The organism is Streptomyces sp. ISL-12, assembly GCF_018614415.1.
GTDB lineage: Bacteria > Actinomycetota > Actinomycetes > Streptomycetales > Streptomycetaceae > Streptomyces.
In genome coordinates this window covers 149,222-169,995 of sequence record NZ_JAGGOO010000078.1, presented here as the reverse complement: position 1 = coordinate 169,995, position 20,774 = coordinate 149,222, and the positions used below count along the sequence as shown (strand labels likewise).

The 20,774-nt window shown below is 72.3% G+C and carries 16 protein-coding genes; 7 read left to right on the top strand and 9 right to left on the bottom strand.

What is annotated here, in order from left to right:
* The first annotated feature begins 171 nt into the window (after nucleotides 1-171).
* Together J7I94_RS22250 and J7I94_RS22245 are read left to right on the top strand one after the other, a co-directional pair.
* Nucleotides 172-1,329: an alkaline phosphatase PhoX gene (locus J7I94_RS22250; protein ID WP_215169213.1), complete on the top strand. Its 1,158-nt coding sequence runs from the start codon at nucleotides 172-174 to the stop codon at nucleotides 1,327-1,329.
* Nucleotides 1,330-1,425: 96 nt separating this feature from the next.
* A complete protein-coding gene (locus J7I94_RS22245) occupies nucleotides 1,426-2,019 on the top strand; it encodes an excalibur calcium-binding domain-containing protein (protein WP_215169211.1) in 594 nt (197 codons plus the stop codon).
* Between the two features lie 2 nt (nucleotides 2,020-2,021).
* On the opposite strand, the gene J7I94_RS22240 is transcribed toward J7I94_RS22245, so the two are convergent.
* From J7I94_RS22240 to J7I94_RS22220, 5 genes are all read right to left on the bottom strand, one after another.
* Nucleotides 2,022-3,104, bottom strand: coding sequence for a type III polyketide synthase (locus J7I94_RS22240; RefSeq protein ID WP_215169209.1), 1,083 nt, complete (start codon nucleotides 3,102-3,104; stop codon nucleotides 2,022-2,024).
* Between the two features lie 8 nt (nucleotides 3,105-3,112).
* The gene (locus tag J7I94_RS22235; RefSeq protein ID WP_215169207.1) at nucleotides 3,113-4,327 is read right to left on the bottom strand and encodes a cytochrome P450; all 1,215 of its coding nucleotides are present in this window, start codon (nucleotides 4,325-4,327) and stop codon (nucleotides 3,113-3,115) included.
* Nucleotides 4,328-4,429: 102 nt separating this feature from the next.
* Nucleotides 4,430-4,792, bottom strand: a complete 363-nt coding sequence (locus J7I94_RS22230) for a DUF952 domain-containing protein (RefSeq protein ID WP_215169205.1) — start codon at nucleotides 4,790-4,792, stop codon at nucleotides 4,430-4,432.
* A 12-nt stretch (nucleotides 4,793-4,804) separates the two neighbouring features.
* Nucleotides 4,805-5,269 (bottom strand): hypothetical protein, encoded by a 465-nt coding sequence (locus J7I94_RS22225; RefSeq protein WP_215169203.1) that lies wholly within the window; start codon nucleotides 5,267-5,269, stop codon nucleotides 4,805-4,807.
* A gap of 171 nt (nucleotides 5,270-5,440) precedes the next feature.
* Nucleotides 5,441-6,256 (bottom strand): class I SAM-dependent methyltransferase, encoded by an 816-nt coding sequence (locus J7I94_RS22220; RefSeq protein WP_215169201.1) that lies wholly within the window; start codon nucleotides 6,254-6,256, stop codon nucleotides 5,441-5,443.
* Nucleotides 6,257-6,311: 55 nt separating this feature from the next.
* On the opposite strand from J7I94_RS22220, the gene J7I94_RS22215 reads away from it, so the two are divergent.
* Complete coding sequence (locus J7I94_RS22215; RefSeq protein ID WP_215169199.1) at nucleotides 6,312-7,031, top strand: GntR family transcriptional regulator; 720 nt, start codon at nucleotides 6,312-6,314, stop codon at nucleotides 7,029-7,031.
* A 461-nt stretch (nucleotides 7,032-7,492) separates the two neighbouring features.
* Here the strand turns inward: J7I94_RS22215 and ppdK are convergent, their stop codons facing one another.
* Together ppdK and J7I94_RS22205 are read right to left on the bottom strand one after the other, a co-directional pair.
* Nucleotides 7,493-10,213, bottom strand: a complete 2,721-nt coding sequence (ppdK, locus tag J7I94_RS22210) for a pyruvate, phosphate dikinase (protein WP_215169197.1) — start codon at nucleotides 10,211-10,213, stop codon at nucleotides 7,493-7,495.
* A 735-nt stretch (nucleotides 10,214-10,948) separates the two neighbouring features.
* The gene (locus J7I94_RS22205) at nucleotides 10,949-12,217 is read right to left on the bottom strand and encodes an ROK family protein (protein WP_215169195.1); all 1,269 of its coding nucleotides are present in this window, start codon (nucleotides 12,215-12,217) and stop codon (nucleotides 10,949-10,951) included.
* 325 nt (nucleotides 12,218-12,542) lie between these two features.
* Here J7I94_RS22205 and J7I94_RS22200 point away from each other — a divergent pair, with 325 nt between their 5' ends.
* Nucleotides 12,543-14,492 (top strand): glycogen debranching N-terminal domain-containing protein, encoded by a 1,950-nt coding sequence (locus J7I94_RS22200; RefSeq protein ID WP_215169193.1) that lies wholly within the window; start codon nucleotides 12,543-12,545, stop codon nucleotides 14,490-14,492.
* Nucleotides 14,493-14,722: 230 nt separating this feature from the next.
* A complete protein-coding gene (locus J7I94_RS22195) occupies nucleotides 14,723-16,447 on the top strand; it encodes a CDP-alcohol phosphatidyltransferase (protein WP_215169191.1) in 1,725 nt (574 codons plus the stop codon).
* Here the strand turns inward: J7I94_RS22195 and dusB are convergent, their stop codons facing one another.
* Entirely contained in the window at nucleotides 16,448-17,590 is a 1,143-nt protein-coding gene (gene dusB / locus J7I94_RS22190) for a tRNA dihydrouridine synthase DusB (protein WP_215169189.1), read from the bottom strand. It lies immediately after the preceding gene.
* A 77-nt stretch (nucleotides 17,591-17,667) separates the two neighbouring features.
* On the opposite strand from dusB, the gene J7I94_RS22185 reads away from it, so the two are divergent.
* The gene (locus J7I94_RS22185; protein ID WP_215169187.1) at nucleotides 17,668-19,116 is read left to right on the top strand and encodes an MFS transporter; all 1,449 of its coding nucleotides are present in this window, start codon (nucleotides 17,668-17,670) and stop codon (nucleotides 19,114-19,116) included.
* A gap of 59 nt (nucleotides 19,117-19,175) precedes the next feature.
* Here the strand turns inward: J7I94_RS22185 and J7I94_RS22180 are convergent, their stop codons facing one another.
* Nucleotides 19,176-19,838 (bottom strand): DNA-binding response regulator, encoded by a 663-nt coding sequence (locus J7I94_RS22180; RefSeq protein WP_374198410.1) that lies wholly within the window; start codon nucleotides 19,836-19,838, stop codon nucleotides 19,176-19,178.
* Between the two features lie 74 nt (nucleotides 19,839-19,912).
* On the opposite strand from J7I94_RS22180, the gene J7I94_RS22175 reads away from it, so the two are divergent.
* Entirely contained in the window at nucleotides 19,913-20,773 is an 861-nt protein-coding gene (locus J7I94_RS22175) for an aldo/keto reductase (RefSeq protein ID WP_215169185.1), read from the top strand.
* The last annotated feature ends 1 nt before the right edge of the window (nucleotide 20,774 follow it).

Genomic DNA, 20,774 nt, shown 5'->3' with positions numbered 1-20,774 from the left:
CGCCGGTGTCCTGCGTCCTGATCCAAACGACAGGCCCTAGGGCCTGCCGGGATGTACGGCGGCGCGTCACGGCATGTCCATGACCCGTCCATCGCGCTCTCCTAGGTTGCCTGACCGCACGACCCCGCCGTCACCCGGCGGCGGGGCGGTCACGGCACCTTAGGAGTGACAGTGGAACGTCGTACTCTCCTGCGTGCGGTCGCCCTCGGCGGCACCTCCGCCGCCCTGGGCGGCACCCTGTGGCGCGGCGCCGCGTACGCCGCCCCCGCCCAGCCCGGCACCGGCCCGTACGGGGCACTGGGTTCCCCCGACGCCAACGGCATCAGACTCCCGTCCGGCTTCACCAGCCGGGTCGTCGCGCGGTCCGGCCAGACGGTCCCCGGGACGTCGTACACCTGGCACAACGCCCCGGACGGCGGCGCCTGTTACGCCGACGGCTCGGGCTGGATCTACGTATCCAACTCGGAGATCAACCCGGGCGGCGGGGCGAGCGCCGTCGCGTTCTCCTCGACCGGCGCGATCACCGCCGCCTACCGGGTCCTGTCCGGCACCCGCACCAACTGCGCGGGCGGAAAGACCCCGTGGAACACCTGGCTCTCCTGCGAGGAGGTGGACCGGGGGTACGTCTACGAGACCGACCCGTGGGGCGTGCAGGCCGCCGTCCGCCGGGACGCGATGGGCCGCTTCAAGCACGAGGCGGCGGCGGCCGACCCGGTCCGGAAAGTCGTCTACATGACCGAGGACGTCACCGACGGCTGCTTCTACCGCTTCCGTCCGACGACCTGGGGCGACCTGTCCACCGGCACCCTGGAGGTCCTGGTCGCCTCCACCGCCACCAGCGGCCCGGTGACCTGGTCCCGCGTCCCCGACCCGACCGGCGCCACCGCCACCCGCGACCAGGTCCCCGGCGCCAAGCGCTTCAACGGCGGCGAGGGCTGCTACTACGCCGACGGCACCTGCTGGTTCACCACCAAGGGCGACAACCGCGTCTGGCAGTACGACGCCGCCGCCCAGACCATCGAACTCGCCTACGACGACTCCCTGGTGACCGGCTCCACGGCCCCCCTCACCGGCGTCGACAACGTCACGGGCTCCGCCTCCGGTGACCTGTTCGTCGCGGAGGACGGCGGCACCATGGACATCTGCGTCATCACCCCGGACGACGTCATAGCCCCCTTCCTGCGCATCGACGGCCAGTCGGGCTCGGAGATCACGGGCCCGGCGTTCTCCCCGGACGGCACGCGGCTGTACTTCTCCAGCCAGCGGGGGACGAGCGGGAGTTCGTCGGGTGGGATCACCTACGAGGTGCGGGGCCCCTTCCGCACCTGACGACACAGTCGCATCACGGCTTCATCACACCCCCTCCACAGACTGATGTACCCGCCATACGGTCGTCCCCTCACGCACCACCGCAGGGGGGACCTCATGACCGGCCCGTACGACCCGCACAACCCGCACAACCCGCACAACCCGCACAACCCGCACAGCCCGCACAGCCCGCACAACCCGCAGCAGGCACAGCACGCGCAGCACCCGCAGCCGCCGTACCCGCCGCGTCCCGCTCCGCCCGTACCCCCTTCCGGGCCCGCCCCCAAGTGGGCCCGGAAGCGGTACGTCCTGCCCGCCCTGGCACTGGCCCTGTTCGTCGGCATCGGTATCGGCGGCGGGGACGGAGAGGGCGAGGACGGCCCGAAGGCCGACGGGAAGGCCGTGGCCGCCGCCGCCCGGCCGACGGTCACCGTGACGGAGACGGCGACCGAGACCCCGGAGCCCGAGCCGGCCGAGACGGTGACCGCCAGGGAGACGGTCGAGGTGACCGTCACCAGGACGGTGACGGAGGAGGCGGTCGCGGACACGGACACCGGCGCTTCCTCCGAAGACGACAGCGACGCCGGCGGCTCCGTCCACTACCGGAACTGCGACGCCGCCCGGGCCGCCGGCGCCGCCCCCGTCCGCGTGGGCGACCCCGGCTACGGCGGACACCTGGACCGGGACGGGGACGGGGTCGGCTGCGAGTAGCGTCAGCCCACGGGGACCGGCGGCCGGTCCGGTTCCTCCGTCCTGCTCCAGGTGCCGAGGGTGATCTCGGCGGTGATGCCGGGGCCGAAGCCCGCGATGAGGCCCGGAGCCGCGTGGTCGGCGCCGCCGTCGTCGAAGAAGCGGCCCAGGGCGTCGAAGACGACCGCGCTGGCGATGTTGCCGCGTTCGGTGAGGGTGGCCCGGCTGTAACGGAACATCTCCGGCGGCACGTTCAGGTGCGTGCACAGGTCGTCCAGGATTCTGGGGCCTCCGGCGTGGACGATGTAGAAGGCGAGGTCGGAGACGTTCCAGTCGCGCAGCTCGGCCAGGGCGCGCAGCGCGGGGGCGAGGTCGGCCATGGTGCCCGGCACCCGTTTGTCGAGCTGGAAGTGGAAGCCGGTGTCACGGACCGCGTAGGAGATCCACTCCTCGGTGTCGGGCACCAGGTGGGAGCCGTTGTGGTCCAGCCGTACGCCCTTGCCGCCCCGGCCGCGGACGACCGCGGCGGCGATGGCGTCACCGAACAACCCGTTGGAGAGCAGGTTGCCCACGGCCAGGTCCGTCGGCTGGTAGAGCAGCGAGCAGAACTCGCAGCACAGGATCAGGACGTTGGCCCGCGGATAGGCGGTGCAGAAGTCGTGGGCGCGGTTGATGGCGGCGCCGCCCGCGGCGCAGCCGAGCTGGGCGATCGGCAGTTGCCGGGTCTCCGACCGGAAGCCCATCGTGTTGATGAGCCAGGCGGTCATCGACGGCATCATGAACCCGGTGCACGACACGTAGATGATCATGTCGATGTCGCGGGGCGTGAGTTCGGCGTGGGCGAGGGCGCGGAGGGCGGCCTCGGGCACCCCGTTCTTGGCCTCCGCCTCGTACCGGGCGTTGCGCGCGGTGAAGCCCGGGTGGCGCAGGGTGTCCTCGATGGGCTGCACCAGGTGGCGGGTCTGCACGCCGGTGTTCCCGATCAGGCGCAGCGCCAGTTTCAGTTGCGGGTGGTCGGCGTGCAGTTCCCTGGCCAGGTCGAGGGTCTGCTCGCGGGTGATGACGTACTCGGGCACGGCGATGGCCGGCCTGCACAACGTGGCCATGGCCGCCGCTACCAGGTCACCGGGAGGGCGAGCGGATAGCGCCAGATCGACACGGTGTTCCACCGCACCTCGTCCGCGGGGACGGCCAGCCGCAGCCCGGGGAACCTGGTGAGGAGCGTGCCGATGGCCACCTGGAGGACCATGCGGGCCAGGTGGGAGCCGAGGCAGTGGTGGCTGCCGTAGCCGAAGGCCATGTGCCCGGCGGGTTCCCGTCGCTCGAAGTCCAGTTCGTCGGGCCGCTCGTACACCGCCTCGTCGCGGTTGGCGGTCAGGTACGACACGTGCACCGTGTCGCCCGCGCGGATGAGCTGCCCGCCGAGTTCCACGTCCTCCAGGGCCACCCTGGGGATGCCGACGCCCTGGCGGAACGGGATGAAGCGCAGCAGTTCCTCCAGGGCCTGGTGCAGCAGCTCGGGGCGGGCCCGCAGCTGGGCCAGGTGGTCGGGGTGGGTCAGCAGGGTGTAGACGCTGTTGCAGATGTCGTAGGTGGTGGTGTCGTGGCCGGTGACCAGCAAGAGCATGGCCAGGACGGCCAGTTCGTCCTCGTCGAGGGTTTCCTCGCCGATGCGGGCGGTGGCCATCGAGCTGATCAGGTCGTCGCCCGGGTCGCGGCGCCGCGCGGCGGTCAGCTCGGCGAAGTAGGCACGCAGTGCGGCCTTCGCCTCGACCGCCGAGGTCCGGTCGGCGGCGCTCATCGACATCATCGCCATGGCCCATCGGCGCAGCCGCGGGCGGTCCGCGTCGGGGATGTCCATGAGCTGGCTGATCGTCATCAGCGGCAGCTGGTCGGCGAGGTGGGCGACGATGTCGGCCGGCGGGCCGTGCTCCTCCATCGCGTCCAGCAGCGCGTCCGTGGTCAGCTGGGTCCAGGGCCGCAACGCCTCGACCTGGCGTGTGGTGAAGGCCTTGACGACGAGCCGGCGCACGCGGTTGAGCGCGGGCGGGTCCATCAGGTTGATCGCCTCGGACTGGGCGATGGGCTCCGGGGTGATCCGCGGGAAGTCCCGGCCGATCAGCGCGGCCCGGCTGAACCGCCGGTCCGAGGTGACCGTCCGCACGTCCTCGTAGCGGGTCACCAGCCAGCAGTCGCCTTCCCCGTACGGCATACGGACCCGGGCCACGGGGGCCTCGGTCCGCATCCGGGTCATGAACGGGTCGGGCTCCAGAGCGTCGTCGTGCCGGAACGGGCACGCCCTTTCCGTTTCGATCTCCGCGGCAGTCATCGCGGTGATTCCCCCCTTCAGCGCGAGGCCCGCCGATTCACGGGCCTGCCGGGCCGATACCCGCCACCAGCCGCGAACACCGCATTAAGCGATAAACCGCCCTTAAGGGTGGTCTTCGCGCCCTGGCGAGGCCCGTTTCGGCGGGCCCAGCCCGGTGGCCCGGCCGTCGCCGTCCATGGCGATCTCCATCAGCGCGACGACCGCGTCCCGGTTCACGGGACCGCGGACGCGCGCCACCGGCGCCCCGCCGGCCCCGGTCGCCCAGGTCACCGGCGGGTCGAGTCTCGCCTCGTCGATGACGAGCGCCAGCAGCGGGCCTTTCCTCGGGATGTGGGCCACGGCCGCCAGCAGGGCGTCCTCGCTGACGGAACAGTGCACGGACCCGTCGACGCGCAGGGTGGCGGAGGAGTAGGGCAGGTGCGGGTCGGTGAGCCAGGCCTCCAGGGAGGCCGCGTGATAGAGCATGCGGGCCCCTCCTCAGAGGCTGAACCGCTCGATCTTCAGGAACCAGTTCTGCACGCCGCCCTCGGCCCCGCTCGCCTTGAGCTTGACCCGGGCCGAGACGTCCCGCACGGCGGAGTCCGGTTCGAACCGCACCGTCCGGATGAAGGTGTGGCTCGACCATTCCGGGTTGCCGCGGGCGGTCACGAAACGGTGGTTGCCGCTGACCGGCTCGGCCTGCGTGTCCCCGAAGAACACGGTGGCCTGGAGCACACCCTGTCCGTCCTTGTCGTTGTCGGAACACAGGGCCTCGGCACTGAACGTCGCCACGAACTGCGCCCCGTACGACGGCCATCCCTGACCGAGCATCAGGTGGACCTCGGCGCCGGGTACCTGGACCCAGTCGGCCGACCTGGTCTCGAACCTCTCGGCGTCCCACACGCCGTACACGAGGTCGGGAGCGGTGGTGATCCGGAACGAGGACGGTGCGGGAGTGCTCAAGACGGTCTCCTCCAGACGTGCCTGAACGGTCCCGTGGAAGCTGCCCGCACCCGATGCCGTCAGCCGGACACCGGCGCCGAGTCATCCGTGTGGGGGACGGCTCACCGCCGCGCACCGCAGCGCCCGCAAGGCGGCTTCACCACCGGCCACCGTGGCGCCTTCGCGCGGCAGTCACGCCGCCCGGCGCCCGAACGCCAGCAGATGGGAGCCGGCCGCCAGGAGTTCCGGGTATGCCTCGGCCATCCGCGCCGCCGCCAGTGCCGACTCGAACAGGTCGCTGTCGCGGAACGACGTGCCGGTGTTGCGTTCCGCCGCCGCGAGCATGGACCAGGCCGGGCCCTCGACGCCGTAGACCCGCGCGTCGGCGAATCCGGCGGCGGCGACCTCGTCGCGCAGCTCTTCGCCGCTGTGGAAGTACGCGCTGGTGAACGCCCGCTTCCCGTCATGTACTTGGCGGTCGAGGACGGCACTGATGCTTTCCCGCATCGCCTCGCCGTGCAGGTGCGCGAAGGCCGCGTGCTCGAACAGCGACGCGTACCGGTTGATGCCCGCCGCCGCCAGGAGTCCGCCCGGCTTGAGGACGCGGTGCGCCTCGGCGAGGGCCTGGTCGCGGTCGGCGCGTTCGAGCAGGTGATAGAGGGGACCCAGGAGGAGTACGGCGTCGTAGGACGCGTCCTCGGCCGTGAGCAGACGGGCGTCTCCCCGCTCGACCGTGGCGCCGGTCCGCGCCGCCTGTTCGAGGTGTCGGGGGATCGGGTCGACGAGGTGCACGGCGTAACCGTCCTCGACCAGCCATCGCGCGTGAGCGCCGGGGCCGCCGCCGACGTCCAGGAGCCGGGCCGGCGGCGCGGGGAGGAAGCGGCGCAGCAGTTCCTGCGTCCGGACCATCTCAAGGCGCCCGTCGGCCGACACCGTCAGACGGCTCGCCTCGTCGACGGTCTCTGCGTAGAACCTCACGATCTCCGGCGCTACCTCTGGGCTCGTCATGCGGGCATTCTGGTGGTTGCCAGGTGGACCAGTCCAGTGAGCGGAAGCAGCCCCCATGCCCCTGTTGAAGTACGAGCGCATCGCCGAGGACCTGCGCACGCGGATCGCGAACGACGAGTTCGGACCCGGCGACCTCCTGCCCTCCGGCCGCGATCTGGCCGAGCGGTGGGGCGTGTCGCGGGCGACCGTGGTCAAGGCGTACGACACGTTGGTCCGTGACGGTCTGGTCGTGGCCCGTCAGGGGGCCGGGTTCACGGTCGTGGAGACTCCGGTCGCCCGGCCCGCGGGAGGTCGCCGGGCGGGCTCCGCCCGGATCAGCGGCGGAGCGGCGTACCGACGTCTCGGGGTCCCGGACCATACGGTGCCGCCCCCTCGTGTCGCCGAGGTTCTGCGCCTCGCGGAGGAAGAGCAGGCGCTGCGCAGGGTCCGGCTGGTACTGCTCGACGACGGCTCTCCGCACAGTCTGGTGACGGCATGGTTCCCGCCGGCGATCGCTGAGGCCGCTCCCCGCCTGGCCGGGCAGGGGCCCATCGCGGAAGGCACCACCCACTATGTGCGCCGTGCGACGGGGCGTTTCCCGGTGGAGGGTGTGGATCACACCACGGTACGGCTGGCCGACGCCGAGGAGGCCCGGCTCCTGGAGGTGGAGCAACCCACGGCCGTGGCGGTCGTCCTGCATGTGGCGCTCGACCAGGAGCACCGTCCGCTCGTGTGCGAGGAGGGCGTGACGGCGTCGCATGTCTTCGAGCAGGTCGAGCAGTACCCGATGGGGTGAGCTCTTCCGAGTTCTTCTTGACTGGACCGGTCCACCGGTCCAGTCTCCTCGGCAGTGCTGTCACAGCACAGACCCCGGCGACCGCTCGCGACGGTCCCGGGGCGCGGTCAACGCTGTAGAGGAGCGTCAACATCGTGAACGCTACAACCCCTCCTGAGCCCGAGGTCAAAATGACTCTGCATGTCTACCGAGTCGCCCGGGACGGCACCGTCACCGCCGATCGGGGCACGATCACTGTCCTCGACGTGAAGGGCCCGGTGCCGGTGGGAGACGGCTATCCACCCTGCCGGTGCCCCCGCTGCCGGTCCGGGCGGGCGGTGTCTCCCCTGGGTGACGCGGCGCCGTAGCCGAAGGGGGCGGCACCCCCGCACAAGGGTGCCGCCCCCTTCTCGCGGACCGGTGCCGTCGCCGATCGGTGAGGGTGGTCGGGTGACAGGCGGCGGACCGGCGTTCCGGTGGGGTCAGCGGTGGTCGCTGCCCGTGGACTGGACCGCGGCGCGGCCGGCTTCCAGGCGGGCGACCGGGATGCGGAACGGGGAGCAGGAGACGTAGTCCAGGCCTACCTGGTGGAAGAAGTGGACTGACTCCGGGTCGCCGCCGTGCTCGCCGCAGACGCCGAGCTTGAGGTCGGGACGGGTGGCGCGGCCGGCCTTCGCGGCGGCGGCGACCAGGGAGCCGACGCCGTCCCTGTCGATCGTCTCGAACGGCGACACCCCGAAGATGCCCTTCTCCAGGTAGGCGGTGAAGAAGGACGCCTCCACGTCGTCGCGGCTGAAGCCCCACACCGTCTGGGTGAGGTCGTTGGTGCCGAACGAGAAGAACTCCGCGCACTCCGCGATCTGCCCGGCGGTCAGCGCGGCGCGCGGCAGTTCGATCATCGTGCCGATGGCGAGCTTGAGGTGGGCCCCGGAGGCCGCCTCGACCTCGGCGATGACCTTGTCGGCCTCCTCGCGGACGATCTCCAGCTCCTGGACCGTGCCCACCAGCGGAATCATGATCTCGGCGCGCGGGTCGCCCTTGGCCGCCTTGCGCTCGGCGGCGGCTTCGGCGATGGCGCGGACCTGCATCGTGAAGAGGCCGGGGATGACCAGACCGAGGCGTACGCCGCGCAGGCCCAGCATCGGGTTCTGCTCGTGCAGCCGGTGGACCGCCTGGAGCAGGCGCAGTTCGTTCTCGTGCGGCTCCTGGCGGGACTCGGCGAGGGCCACCCGGACCGACAGCTCCGTGATGTCGGGGAGGAACTCGTGCAGCGGGGGATCCAGGAGGCGAATGGTGACCGGCAGGCCGTCCATCGCCTCGAACAGCTCCACGAAGTCCTGCTTCTGCAACGGCAGCAGTCCCTTCAGGGACTCCTCCCGCTCGGCCTCCGTGTCGGCCAGGATCAGGCGTTCCACCAACTCGCGGCGGTCGCCGAGGAACATGTGCTCCGTGCGGCACAGGCCGATGCCCTGGGCGCCGAAACGCCGGGCGCGCAGCGCGTCCTCCGCGTTGTCGGCGTTGGCGCGCACCCGCAGCCGGCGCTTGCGGTCGGCGAAGGCCATGATGCGGTGGACCGCCTCGACCAGTTCGTCGGCGTCCTCGGCGCCCGCGTGCATCCGGCCCTCGAAGTACTCGACGACCGGGGACGGAACCACCGGGACCTCGCCCAGGTAGACCTTGCCGGAGGAGCCGTCGATCGACACGACGTCGCCCTCCTCCACCACGTGCCCGCCGGGCACGGTCATCCGGCGGCGCTTGGTGTCGACCTCCAGCTCCTCCGCGCCGCAGACACAGGTCTTGCCCATGCCCCGCGCCACCACGGCCGCGTGGGACGTCTTGCCACCGCGACTCGTCAGGATGCCCTCCGCCGCGATCATGCCGTCCAGGTCGTCCGGGTTGGTCTCGCGGCGGATCAGGATGACCTTCTCACCGGAACGGGACCACTTCACGGCCGTGTACGAGTCGAAGACCGCCTTGCCGACCGCCGCGCCCGGCGAGGCCGCGATGCCCCGGCCGACCTGCTCGACCTTGGCGTCCTCGTCGAAGCGGGGGAACATGAGCTGCGCGAGCTGGGCGCCGTTGACCCGGGTGAGTGCCTCGGCCTCGTCGATCAGGCCCTGGTCCACGAGCTGGGTGGCGATCCGGAAGGCGGCGCCGGCGGTGCGCTTGCCGACGCGGGTCTGGAGCATCCACAGCTGCCCGCGCTCGATGGTGAACTCGATGTCGCAGAGATCCTTGTAGTGGTTCTCCAAGGTCTCCATGATCTGCATCAGCTGGTCGTACGACTTCTTGTCGATCCGCTCCAGTTCGGCCAGGGGGACGGTGTTGCGGATGCCCGCCACCACGTCCTCGCCCTGGGCGTTCTGGAGGTAGTCGCCGTAGACGCCCTGGTGGCCGGAGGCGGGGTCGCGGGTGAAGGCGACGCCGGTGCCGGAGTCCGGGCCGAGGTTGCCGAAGACCATCGAGCAGACGTTGACCGCCGTGCCGAGGTCGTGCGGGATGCGCTCCTGGCGGCGGTAGAGCTTGGCGCGGTCGCCGTTCCAGGAGTCGAAGACCGCCTTGATGGCGAGGTCCATCTGCTCGCGCGGGTCCTGCGGGAAGTCCCGGCCGGCCTCCTTCTTGACGATCTTCTTGAAGGTGGTGACCAGCTTCTTGAGGTCGGCGGCCTCCAGTTCCGTGTCGACCGCGACCTTCTTGGCCGTCTTCGCCTTCTCCAGCGCCTCCTCGAAGAGGTCGCCGTCGACGCCGAGGACGGTCTTGCCGAACATCTGGATGAGGCGGCGGTAGGAGTCCCACGCGAAGCGCTCGTCGCCGGCCTGGGCGGCCAGGCCCTGCACGGACTTGTCGGAGAGTCCGATGTTGAGGACCGTGTCCATCATGCCGGGCATGGAGAACTTGGCACCGGAGCGGACGGAGACGAGCAGAGGGTCGTCGGGCTGGCCGAGCTTCTTGCCCATCCGCGCTTCGAGGGCGTCGAGGTGCGCACTCACCTCGTCACGCAGTGCCGCCGGTTCCTCGCCGCTGTCGAGGTAGGTCTTGCAGGCTTCGGTGGTGATGGTGAAGCCGGGCGGGACCGGAAGGCCCAGGTTGGTCATCTCGGCGAGGTTGGCACCCTTGCCGCCGAGCAGGTCCTTGAGGTCCTTGTTGCCCTCGGTGAAGTCGTAAACGAACTTCGCTACCTGGGGATCTTTGTTTTCCGACACGGGTCTCGACTCCTCGAGGACGCGGTGGCTGCCCTGACGGCGAGGAATGTACCCAGATCAAAGGCGCCTGGGTACGTCTACTTGCGCGTCATACGCCTGTAACCACCCGTCCGCCAGCGGATCGAAAGTCAAGGCTTGGCAAGCAGCCACCCCTTCTTGTTTTCACTTCTTGAACACAGGAACCGACACGCCTAGCCCTCAACGCTCACATGAGCGGGTTTCCCTTCGATTGAGTTCGATCGATGAACGATCAAGGCATGGCACCGAGTGCCACCCTTTGGAGAAGTGCACCCGCCCATGATCCGCTCATCTGAGCACACCTCTTATCAAGGGTGGCGAGAATCACGCTTCCCCGCCACCCCGGATTTCACGATGCGGACGCCATCAACGGGACGGAAACGCCCCCGTCACACCGGCGGCCAACCACCCCACGGGGTGGGGTGCTGGAAATGGATGACACTTCGGGCCGAAGTGTCATCCATTTTCGTGAGGGGTACCCCGCTCCCCCTCCCCCCGCCGTTGGCCGCCGAGACGGCCCGGCGTGCATGCGAGGCGCGAACGCGCACCCGTCACGCCGGGCGGGACACGAAGAGACCTGAGGGCCCGTCGGGCCTGGGCACCCACCTTTGACGCGGGCCGTGGAAGCACGACACTGCCAAGGAAGCGAGTGGCCCGACGGCCACTGCGAACCGAGTCACGGACAGGACCGAAGGCGGCACATACCGTCCACCCCCGTCACACCCCGAGCGCCGACAACCGCTCCTCCACCCGCCGCGGCGCGTACAGGTGCTCCACCACCAACGCCCCCGCCCCGATCAACCCGGCCCGCTCGCCGAGCCGCGAGGTGACGACCTCCAGACGGGCGGTGGAACGCGGCAGCGCCCGCTGGTAGAGGAGTTCACGCACGCCGGTGAGGAAGGGGGTTCCGGCCAAGTCCCCGGCGATCATCAGCACGCCGGGGTTGAGCAGGGTCACCACGGTCGCGAGGACGTCCCCGACCAGCCGCCCCGCCTCCCGGGCCAGCGCGACCGCCTCCGGATGCCCGCCCGCCAGCAGTTTGCGCACGTCCGAGCCGGACTCCGCCGGCACCCCGGCCACCGTCAGCCGCCGCGCCACGGCGCCCCCGCTGGCGACGGCGGCCAGACAGCCGTACGAACCGCACCGGCACAGCGCCTGAGCGCCCTCGGGGACGCGGATGTGGCCGATGTCCCCGGCCCCGCCGTCCGTCCCGCGGAAGATGTGGCCGTCCACCACGACCCCGGCGCCGATGCCGGTCGACACCTTGACCAGCACGAACGCCGAGGCGTCCGGGTACGCGGCGCGCTGCTCGGCGTAGGCCATGAGGTTGGCGTCGTTGTCCACCAGGACCGGTACGGGGGCGGCGGCGGCCCCGGCGCGTTCGGTGACGGCGCGGGCCAGCCGGCCCCGGATGTCGTAGCCGTCCCAGCCCGGCATGATCGGCGGCTGCACCACCCGGCCGGCGTCGCGGTCGACCGGACCGGGGACGGCGAGGCCGATGCCGCACACCTCGTCGATGCCGCGCCCGGCCTTCTCCAGCAGTCCGGCGAACCAGCGGCCCAGTTCGCCGAGGACCGCCTCGGGGCCGTCCTCGACGACCAGGGACCCGCTGTGCTCGATGACGATCTCGCCGGTCAGGGTGAGGAGGGCGGCGCGGGCGTGCCGGGTGTCCAGGTCGGCGGCGAGGACGACGGCGTGTTCGTCGTCGAACTCCAGCGTGATGGAGGGGCGTCCGCCCAGCGGGGATTCGACGGGGCCGCCGGCGCCCTCGCGCAGCCAGCCCGCGCGGAACAGCCGGTCGAGTCGCTGACCGACGGTGGCCCGGGACAGGCCGGTGGCCTGCTGGAGCGCCCCGCGGGTGGTGGCACGGCCGCTGCGCACGAGCGCGAGCAGGTCACCGGCGCTCGCCTGACCACTCGTTCTGGTGATGCCTCTGCCTGGTGCCCCGGTCGTGGTCGCCCCGGTCCTGCCGGGCTCTTCGGTCATGCGCACCCCCTTGTGTTTCCCAACTCTGCATTACATAGTGAGTTATGCGTGTTAAATAGACGTAACTCTATGGTAGCCACCGCCGAATCGGCAGGCCGGACGTCTTCGGGGAGTCCCGAGTGGATCGCATGACCCGACCCACCACCACCCGTCCCACCACCACCCGCACCACCACAAGCACCACCACCCGCACCACCACACGGCCCATCACGCGCACCACCACACGACCCACCGCGCACCTGGGCCCTGTCCCACCTCCCCCACCCACGGACTCCTCCGCGCACCCCGGACACCAGTATGGCGGCGGCCAGGGAGGGGGCCCGGCATGACGGAACGTCATCAACTGCTCGTGCACGGCGGCACGTTCGCGGCCGTCGGTGACCACGGGGACATCAGCGGGGTGCGGGGCGGCGGTGGACCGGACGGCCTGTTCGTCCGGGACGCGCGCCACCTCAGCCGGTGGCAGCTCACCGTCGACGGCGCCGTGCCGGAGGCCCTCACGCCCGTCGCGGGCGGGGACACCGCCCGCTGTGTGCTGGTGCCGCGCGGCGGACGCGACGAGCCGCCCGCGTACACCGTCTTCCGGGAACAGGCCGTCGGGGACGGCTCGTTCGTCGAGGCGCTGCGGGTGACCAGCAACCGCCCGGTGCCGACCACGATCCACCTCGCGGTCACCGCCGACGCCGACTTCGCCGACCAGTTCGAGCTGCGCGCCGACCACCGCACCTACGCCAAGCCCGGCGCCGTCCGCTCCCGAGAGGTGCTGCCGCACGGCGTGGAGTTCGCCTACCGGCGCGGCGAGTGGCGCTCGGTCACCACGGTGACCTCCGAGCCCGCGCCGGACGCGGTCGAGGAGACCGGCACCGGGGCCCGGCGCCTGGTGTGGACCCTCGACCTCGACCCGCACGGCACGGCGGAGCTGGTCCTGCGGGTGGTGGCCCGGCCGCACGGGCACCGGCGGGCGGTGCGGGTGCCGCGCTCCCCCGACGCCGCCGTGCGGCGACTGCTCGCCGAGGAGGACGCGTTCGCCCGGGGCGTGGCCTTCCCGACCGGCTGGCCGGAGCTGGCGGCGGCCTGCGCGCGGGGCCTCGCGGACCTGGCCTCCCTCCAGGTCCCGGCGCGGGGCCCGGACGGCGAGGAACTGCGCGTCCCGGCGGGCGGCGCCCCCTGGTTCCTCACCCTGCTGGGCCGCGACGCCCTGCTGACCTCCCTGTTCACGCTCCCCTACCGGACCGGGCCGGCCGCCGCCACGCTGGCCGCGCTCGCGGCGACGCAGGCGACGGCGCGGACGGCGTCCGGCACCGACCCGGGCGTGGCCCGGCCCGGCAAGATCGTGCACGAGGTGCGGTACGGGGAGCTGGCGCACTTCGGGCAGGTGCCGTACGGGCGGTACTACGGGTCGGTCGACGCCACACCGCTGTTCCTGGTGCTGCTCGGCGCGTACGTGGAGCAGACCGGGGACACGGCGACGGCCCGCCGCTTCCAGCCGCACGCCCGGGCCGCGGTCGGCTGGATGCTGGACCACGGCGGGCTGACCTCGCGCGGCTACCTGGTCTACCGCGCCGACCGGGGCGGCCTCGCCAACCAGAACTGGAAGGACTCCCCCGGCGCCGTCTGCCACGCCGACGGCACCCGGCCCACGGGCGCGGTCGCGGCGGCGGGCGCCCAGGGGTACGCGTACGACGCCCTGCGCCGCACGGCGTGGCTGGCCCGCACGGTGTGGGAGGACGAGAAGTACGCGGGGCTGCTGGAGCAGGCGGCCGGTGATCTGCGCGACCGCTTCCAGCGGGACTTCTGGATGCCGGAGCACTCCTTCCCCGCCCTGGCCCTGGACGGTGAGGGCCGCCAGGTGGACGCGCTGGCCTCCGACGCGGGGCATCTGCTCTGGTCGGGGCTGCTGGACAAGGAGTACGGGGAACTGGTCGGACGGCGCCTCCTCGAGCCCGACTTCTTCTCCGGGTGGGGGGTGCGGACGCTGGCGGCCGGGCAGGCGGCGTACCACCCGCTGTCGTACCACCGGGGGTCGGTGTGGCCGCACGACAACGCGCTGATCGCGCTGGGGCTGGCCCGCTACGGGCTGCACGACGAGGCGCGGACGGTGGCGCACGGCATGGTCGACGCGGCGACGGCGGTCGGGCACCGGCTCCCGGAGGTGCTGGCCGGGTACGGGCGGGAGAGCCATCCGGAGCCGGTGCCCTACCCGCACGCGTGCGTACGGGAGTCCCGGGCGGCGGCGGCCCCGCTGGCCCTGCTGACGGCGGTCGGCGGGGCGTGAGCCTCCGGCGGTCGTGCGGCGGGGCCGGCCCCGGTCACACGTCGCCGTCGGACGCGGCCAGGGGACCGAGGTCAAGGCCAACGCCACCCACGTGAACACCCACCCCCCGACACCCGTACTGAGGTACGGCGGACCCGGGCCCCCACGCCGGGTCCGCCACCGGACCGGTGTCGTACGGAGGGAATCCCCGGGTGTCTGTGCTCACGCGGTCCACGCGGTCCACGCGGTCCATGCGGTCCACGCGCTTCACGCGATGCGCGCAGACCGCGCCGCTCGATGCCGCGCGCTCCCGCCTCGCCCACTGGCGTGCCTGGCGCACCCGGCACCCGGCGGCGGCCCTCGTCACGCGTCGGACGGTGACCGTGCTGGCCGCCCTGCTCGTCCTCGGGGCGCTGCTGCTGCCGAACACCCTCGGCGCGCTGCGGCCGGACCGCTTCGCCCGCATCCCGGCGGAGGCGATCGTCGGCGCCGTGGTGCTGCTCGCCCTGCCGCGCCGGGCCCGCCGTGCGGTGGCCGCGCCGGCCGGGGCCCTGCTCGGGGCGCTGACCTTGCTGAACCTGCTCGACATGGGGTTCCGGGAGTACCTCGGCCGGGGTTTCAACCCGGTCCTCGACTGGGAGTTGCTGGACGACGCGCGGGCGTACCTGGCGGACTCGCTGGGCGGGGCCACCGCCGTCTGGGCGACGGTCGGCGCCGTCGTCCTCGCGGTGCTGGTGCCGGTGGTCATGGCGCTGGCGGCGGTCCGGCTCGGCGAGGTGCTGGCCGCGTACCGGGAGCGGGCGGGGCGGGGTGCGCTGGTCGCCGCCACGGTGTGGATCAGCTGCTCGGCGCTGGGGCTCCAGCCGCTCGGGACGCCCCTCGCCTCGGACCGGGCCACCGGGGCGCTGGAAGTGCAGGCCCGGCGGGTGGTGGACACCGTCCGCGACGAGGCGGCTTTCGAGAAGGAGGCGGGGAACGACGCCTTCGGCACCACTCCCGCCGCCGAGCTGGTCCCGGACCTGCGCGGCAAGGATGTCCTGTTCGCCTTCGTCGAGAGCTACGGCCGCTCCGCCGTCGAGGACCCCCTGATCGCGCCCGGCGTGGGCCGGACGCTGGAGGCGAGTACGGAGGAGCTGGCGAAGGCGGGGTTCCGGGCCGAGAGCGGCTGGCTGACGTCGGCGACGTACGGCGGCAACAGCTGGCTCGGTCACTCCACGTTCCTGTCCGGCCTGTGGGTCGACAACCAGCAGCGCTACCGGACGGTGGCGTCGAGCGGGCGGCTCACCCTGACCGAGGCGTTCCGGCGGACGGGGGCGTGGGACACGGTCGGGATCATGCCGGGCGTGCGGAAGAGCTGGCCGGAGGCGGAGTTCTTCGGCCTGGACACGGTCTACGACGCGTCCCGGCTGGGCTACCGGGGACCGAAGTTCAGCTGGTCGACCATGCCGGACCAGTACGCCCTGGAGGCGTTCCAGCGCCTGGAGCACGGCCGCGAGCGCGACCGGCCGCTGATGGCGGAGATCGTCCTGACCTCCAGTCACCAGCCGTGGGCGCCGGTGCCCGAGCTGGTCGGCTGGGACGAACTGGGCGACGGGCGGGTCTTCGGCCCGATCGCGGAGGCGGGCGAGAAGGCGGCCGACGTCGTCGCCGACGGCGACCGGTCCAAGCGGGCGTACGGCCGTTCCATCCAGTACTCGGTCACCAGTCTCACCCAGTGGCTGGAGCGCTACGGCACCGACGACACCGTCCTGGTCTTCCTCGGCGACCACCAGCCCATCGCCCGCGTCAGCGGCGACCACGCCGGCCGGGACGTGCCCGTCTCGATCGTCGCCAAGGACCCGGAAGTGCTGGACGCGATCGACGGCTGGAACTGGACAGAGGGCCTCAAGCCCGCCCACGACGCCCCGGTCTGGAAGATGAGCGCCTTCCGCGACCGCTTCCTGACGGCCTACGGCACCACGCCCTCCGGGAGTTGATCAGCCGCCGGAGGTGTCCAGTTCCGCGTCCTCGCCGATGCCCGCGCAGTCGTACGGGTCCTTCAGCCAGCCGTCCGGGAGGGCGACGCGGTTGTTGCCGGAGGTGCGGCCGCGGGGGCCGTCGGCGCCGGCCGGCCAGGGCTGGGTGAGGTCCAGTTCGTCGAGCCCGGCCCGCAGGTCGGCCAGGGTGGAGGTGATCGCGAGCCGCTTGCGCATCTCGGAGCCGACCGCGAAGCCCTTGAGGTACCAGGCGACGTGCTTGCGGAAGTCGATCACGCCGCGCGCCTCGTCGCCGATCCACTCCCCGAGCAGGGTGGCGTGCCGGACCATCGCGTCGGCGACCAGGCCGAGGGTGGGGCGCGCGCGGTCCTCCCGGCCCTCGAACGCGGCCACCAGGTCCGCGAAGAGCCACGGCCGGCCCAGGCAGCCGCGGCCGACGACCACGCCGTCGCAGCCGGTCTCGCGGACCATCCGCAGCGCGTCCTCGGCGCACCAGATGTCGCCGTTGCCGAGCACCGGGATCTCCGGGACGTGCTCCTTGAGGCGGGCGATGGCCTCCCAGTCGGCGGTGCCGCCGTAGTGCTGGGCGGTGGTACGGCCGTGCAGGGCGACGGAGGTGACGCCCTCCTCGACGGCGATCCGGCCGGCGTCGAGGTAGGTGAGGTGGTCGTCGTCGATGCCCTTGCGCATCTTGATGGTGACGGGCAGGTCACCGGCGGCGGTGACGGCCTCGCGCAGGATGGCGCGGAGGAGGGGCCGCTTGAAGGGGAGGGCGGAGCCGCCGCCCTTGCGGGTCACCTTGGGGACCGGGCAGCCGAAGTTGAGGTCGATGTGGTCGGCGAGGTCCTCGTCCACGATCATGCGGACGGCCTTGCCGACGGTGGCCGGGTCGACGCCGTACAGCTGGATCGAGCGCGGCTTCTCGGTCGCGTCGAAGTGGATCAGCTGCATGGTCTTCTCGTTGCGCTCGACCAGCGCCCGGGTCGTGATCATCTCGCTGACGAACAGGCCCTTGCCCCCGCTGAACTCCCTGCACAGGGTGCGGAAGGGGGCGTTGGTGATCCCGGCCATCGGGGCGAGGACGACGGGCGGCTGGACGGTGTGCGGACCGATCTGGAGGGGCGCGGGGCCGGGCGTGGACATTCCTCCATTGTGCCGTGTAATGAAATGGCAAAGTTAATTAGTTAGGCACACTATCGATATCGGCGTACGATGAGTCCATGCCCGAGCTGACCCGTCGCCGCCGTCTGCTCGTGCTCGCGATCTGCTGCATGAGCCTGCTCATCGTGAGCATTGACAACACGGTCCTGAACGTCGCCCTGCCCGCCCTGCAACGGGACCTGGACGCGAGTACCTCCGGCCTCCAGTGGGCCGTCGACGCCTACACCCTCGTCCTCGCCGCGCTGCTGATGCTCGCCGGGTCGACGGCCGACCGGATCGGCCGCAAGAAGGTGTTCATGACGGGCCTGGCGGTCTTCACCGTCGGCTCGGTGCTGTGCTCCCTCGCGCCGGACCTGTCGTCGCTGGTGGTGTTCCGGATGGTGCAGGCGGTGGGCGGTTCGATGCTCAACCCGGTCGCCATGTCGATCATCACCAACACCTTCACCGACCCGCGCGAGCGGGCCCGCGCGATCGGCGTGTGGGGCGCCGTCGTCGGCATCTCGATGGCCGCGGGTCCCCTGGTCGGCGGGGTGCTGGTGGAGTCGGTCGGCTGGCGCTCCATCTTCTGGATCAACCTCCCGGTGGGGCTGGCCGCCCTGCTGCTCACCCTGCGCCACGTCCCCGAGTCCCGCGCCCCGAAGGCACGCCGCCCGGACCCGCTGGGCCAGGTGATGGTGATCGCCCTGTTCGGCAGCCTGACGTACGCGATCATCGAGGCGCCGAACGCCGGGCTCGCGGCCGTGCTGCCGTACGCGAGCGTCGCCGTCGTCGCGCTGGCCGGGCTGCTGATCTACGAGCCGCGCCGCCGCGAGCCCCTGATCGACCTGCGGTTCTTCCGCTCGGCGCCGTTCAGCGGGGCGACGCTCATAGCGATCGGCGCGTTCGCGTCGCTGGGCGGGTTCCTGTTCCTGTCCACGCTGTACCTCCAGAACGTACGGGGGCTCAGCGCGCTGCACGCCGGGCTGTGGATGCTGCCGATGGCGTTGCCGATGTTCCTGTGCGCGCCGCTGTCCGGGCGGCTGGTGGGCAGCCGGGGGCCGCGCCTTTCGCTGCTGGTCGCGGGCGCGGCGATGACGGTGAGCGGGGTGCTGTTCGCCGCCTTCGAGGCCGAGACCTCCGACGTCACCCTCTTCCTCGGCTTCGTCCTGTTCGGCGTCGGCTTCGGCTTCGTCAACGCGCCCATCACCAACACCGCCGTCTCCGGCATGCCCCGCGCCCAGGCGGGCGTGGCCGCCGCCGTCGCCTCCACCAGCCGCCAGCTGGGCCAGACCCTCGGCGTGGCGGTGGTCGGCGCGGTGCTGGCCGCGGGGGTGAGCGGGTCGTCGTACGCGGACACCTTCGTCTCCGCCGCCCGGCCCGGCTGGTGGATCCTGGCCGCCTGCGGTCTGGCGGTGCTGGTGCTCGGCGGGGTGACGACGGGGCGGTGGGCGCGCGGCAGCGCGGAGCGGGCGGCGCGGCGGCTGGCGTCGGAGCCGGAGGCGCGTGAGGCGGCTCGGGCGGGGGTGTGACGCGGCACCCCCGGACCGCTGTCGTCTCTCCCACCCTTCAGCCCCTGATCACTACCGCTTCAGCCCTTCAGCCCCAGCTCCCCCGCCCGCAGCCCCGCCTGGAAGCGGGAGTCCGCGTCGAGGGCGGTGAGGAGGCCGGCGACGCGGCGGCGGTAGGTGCGCAGGGACATGCCGAGTTCGCGGGCGGCGCTCTCGTCGGTGGCGCCCGAGCCCAGGGCGCGCAGGATCGTCCGGCTGTCGGCGTCGAGGCGGGGCCGTTCGGCGCGCAGGAACGTGGCGAGGTCGGTCGCCGCCTCCCAGACCGCCTCGAACAGGGAGTAGACACCGCCGACCACGGCGGGCGCGCTGGTCACCGTGTACTCGCGGCTGTCGGGACCGGCCGGTGCGGCGGGTCCGGCGAGGATCGCGTACCGGTGGTCGATGAGGATCGCCTCGTGCGGCAGCGCGGTGGCGGCGATCCGCACCCGGGCGCCCGCGTCGGCCATCGCGCGCAGATGCTCGCGGCCGGATTCGTCGGCCAGCGCGAGCGGGCTCATCAGCTTGCGCACGTGCCGTACTCCGCTGTCGCGCACCCGGGCGCGGGCCGCCCGGCGGGTCTCGGGGAGCGGCCAGGTGCGCAGGTCGCGGGCGGCGCAGACGAACTCCTCGCGCACCGAGGAGAACAGGTGCCCGGTGCGGGCCAGGAACTCCAGGTCGCCGCGGATGGTCATGGTTTCTGCCACCCGTCCATAGTGCCCCCTGGCAGCAAGTGGCCACCGCCTCGCCTCCGGAGGTCGCCCCGCGGAGGCTGGACCGCATGAGCAACGACTTCCGCCTCGGCGGCGACCTCGTGATCAACCGCATGGGCTTCGGCGCGATGCGTCTGCCCACCAGCTCCTTCCTGGGCCCGGCCCGTGACCCCGAGACCGGCCGTGCCGTGCTGCGCCGCGCCGTCGAACTCGGCGTCGACCACATCGACACCGCCGCCTTCTACACCAGCGGCGACGGCAGCGTCCGCGCCAACGACCTGATCCGCGAGGCTCTCCACCCCTACCCGGCCGGTCTGGTCATCGCGGCCAAGGTCGGGCCGGTGCGCACCCCGGACGGAGCGGCGCAGGCGATCACCGACCCGGCGGGGCTGCGGGCCCTGGTCGAGGAGAACCTGGAGACCCTCGGGCTGGACCGCCTCGACCTGGTCTATCTGCGGATCGGCGGCATGGCGCCGCCGCCGCGCGGCGAGTCCGTCGCCGCCCGCTTCGAGGCGCTGGCCGCGCTGCGCGAGGAGGGCCTGATCCGGCACCTCGGGCTGAGCCACATCGACGCCGGCCACCTCGCCGAGGCCCGCGCCATCGCACCCGTCGCGGCCGTCCAGAACCACTTCCACGCCGCCAAGCGGGACGACGTGGAGCTGCTGCGCGCGTGCGAGGAGGCCGGCATCGCCTTCGTGCCGTACTTCCCCCTCGGCGGCGGCCACGACGACCTCGCCGTCGGTGACCGGCTGGCCGAGGTCGCCGGCCGCCACGGGGCCACGGTCCCGCAGATCGCGCTGGCCTGGCTGCTGGCCTCCTCCCCCGTCACGCTGGCCATCCCCGGCACGGGGTCCGTCTCCCACCTGGAGGAGAACGTCGCGGCCGGCGGGATCACCCTCACCGAGGAGGACCTCGCCGACCTGACATAGG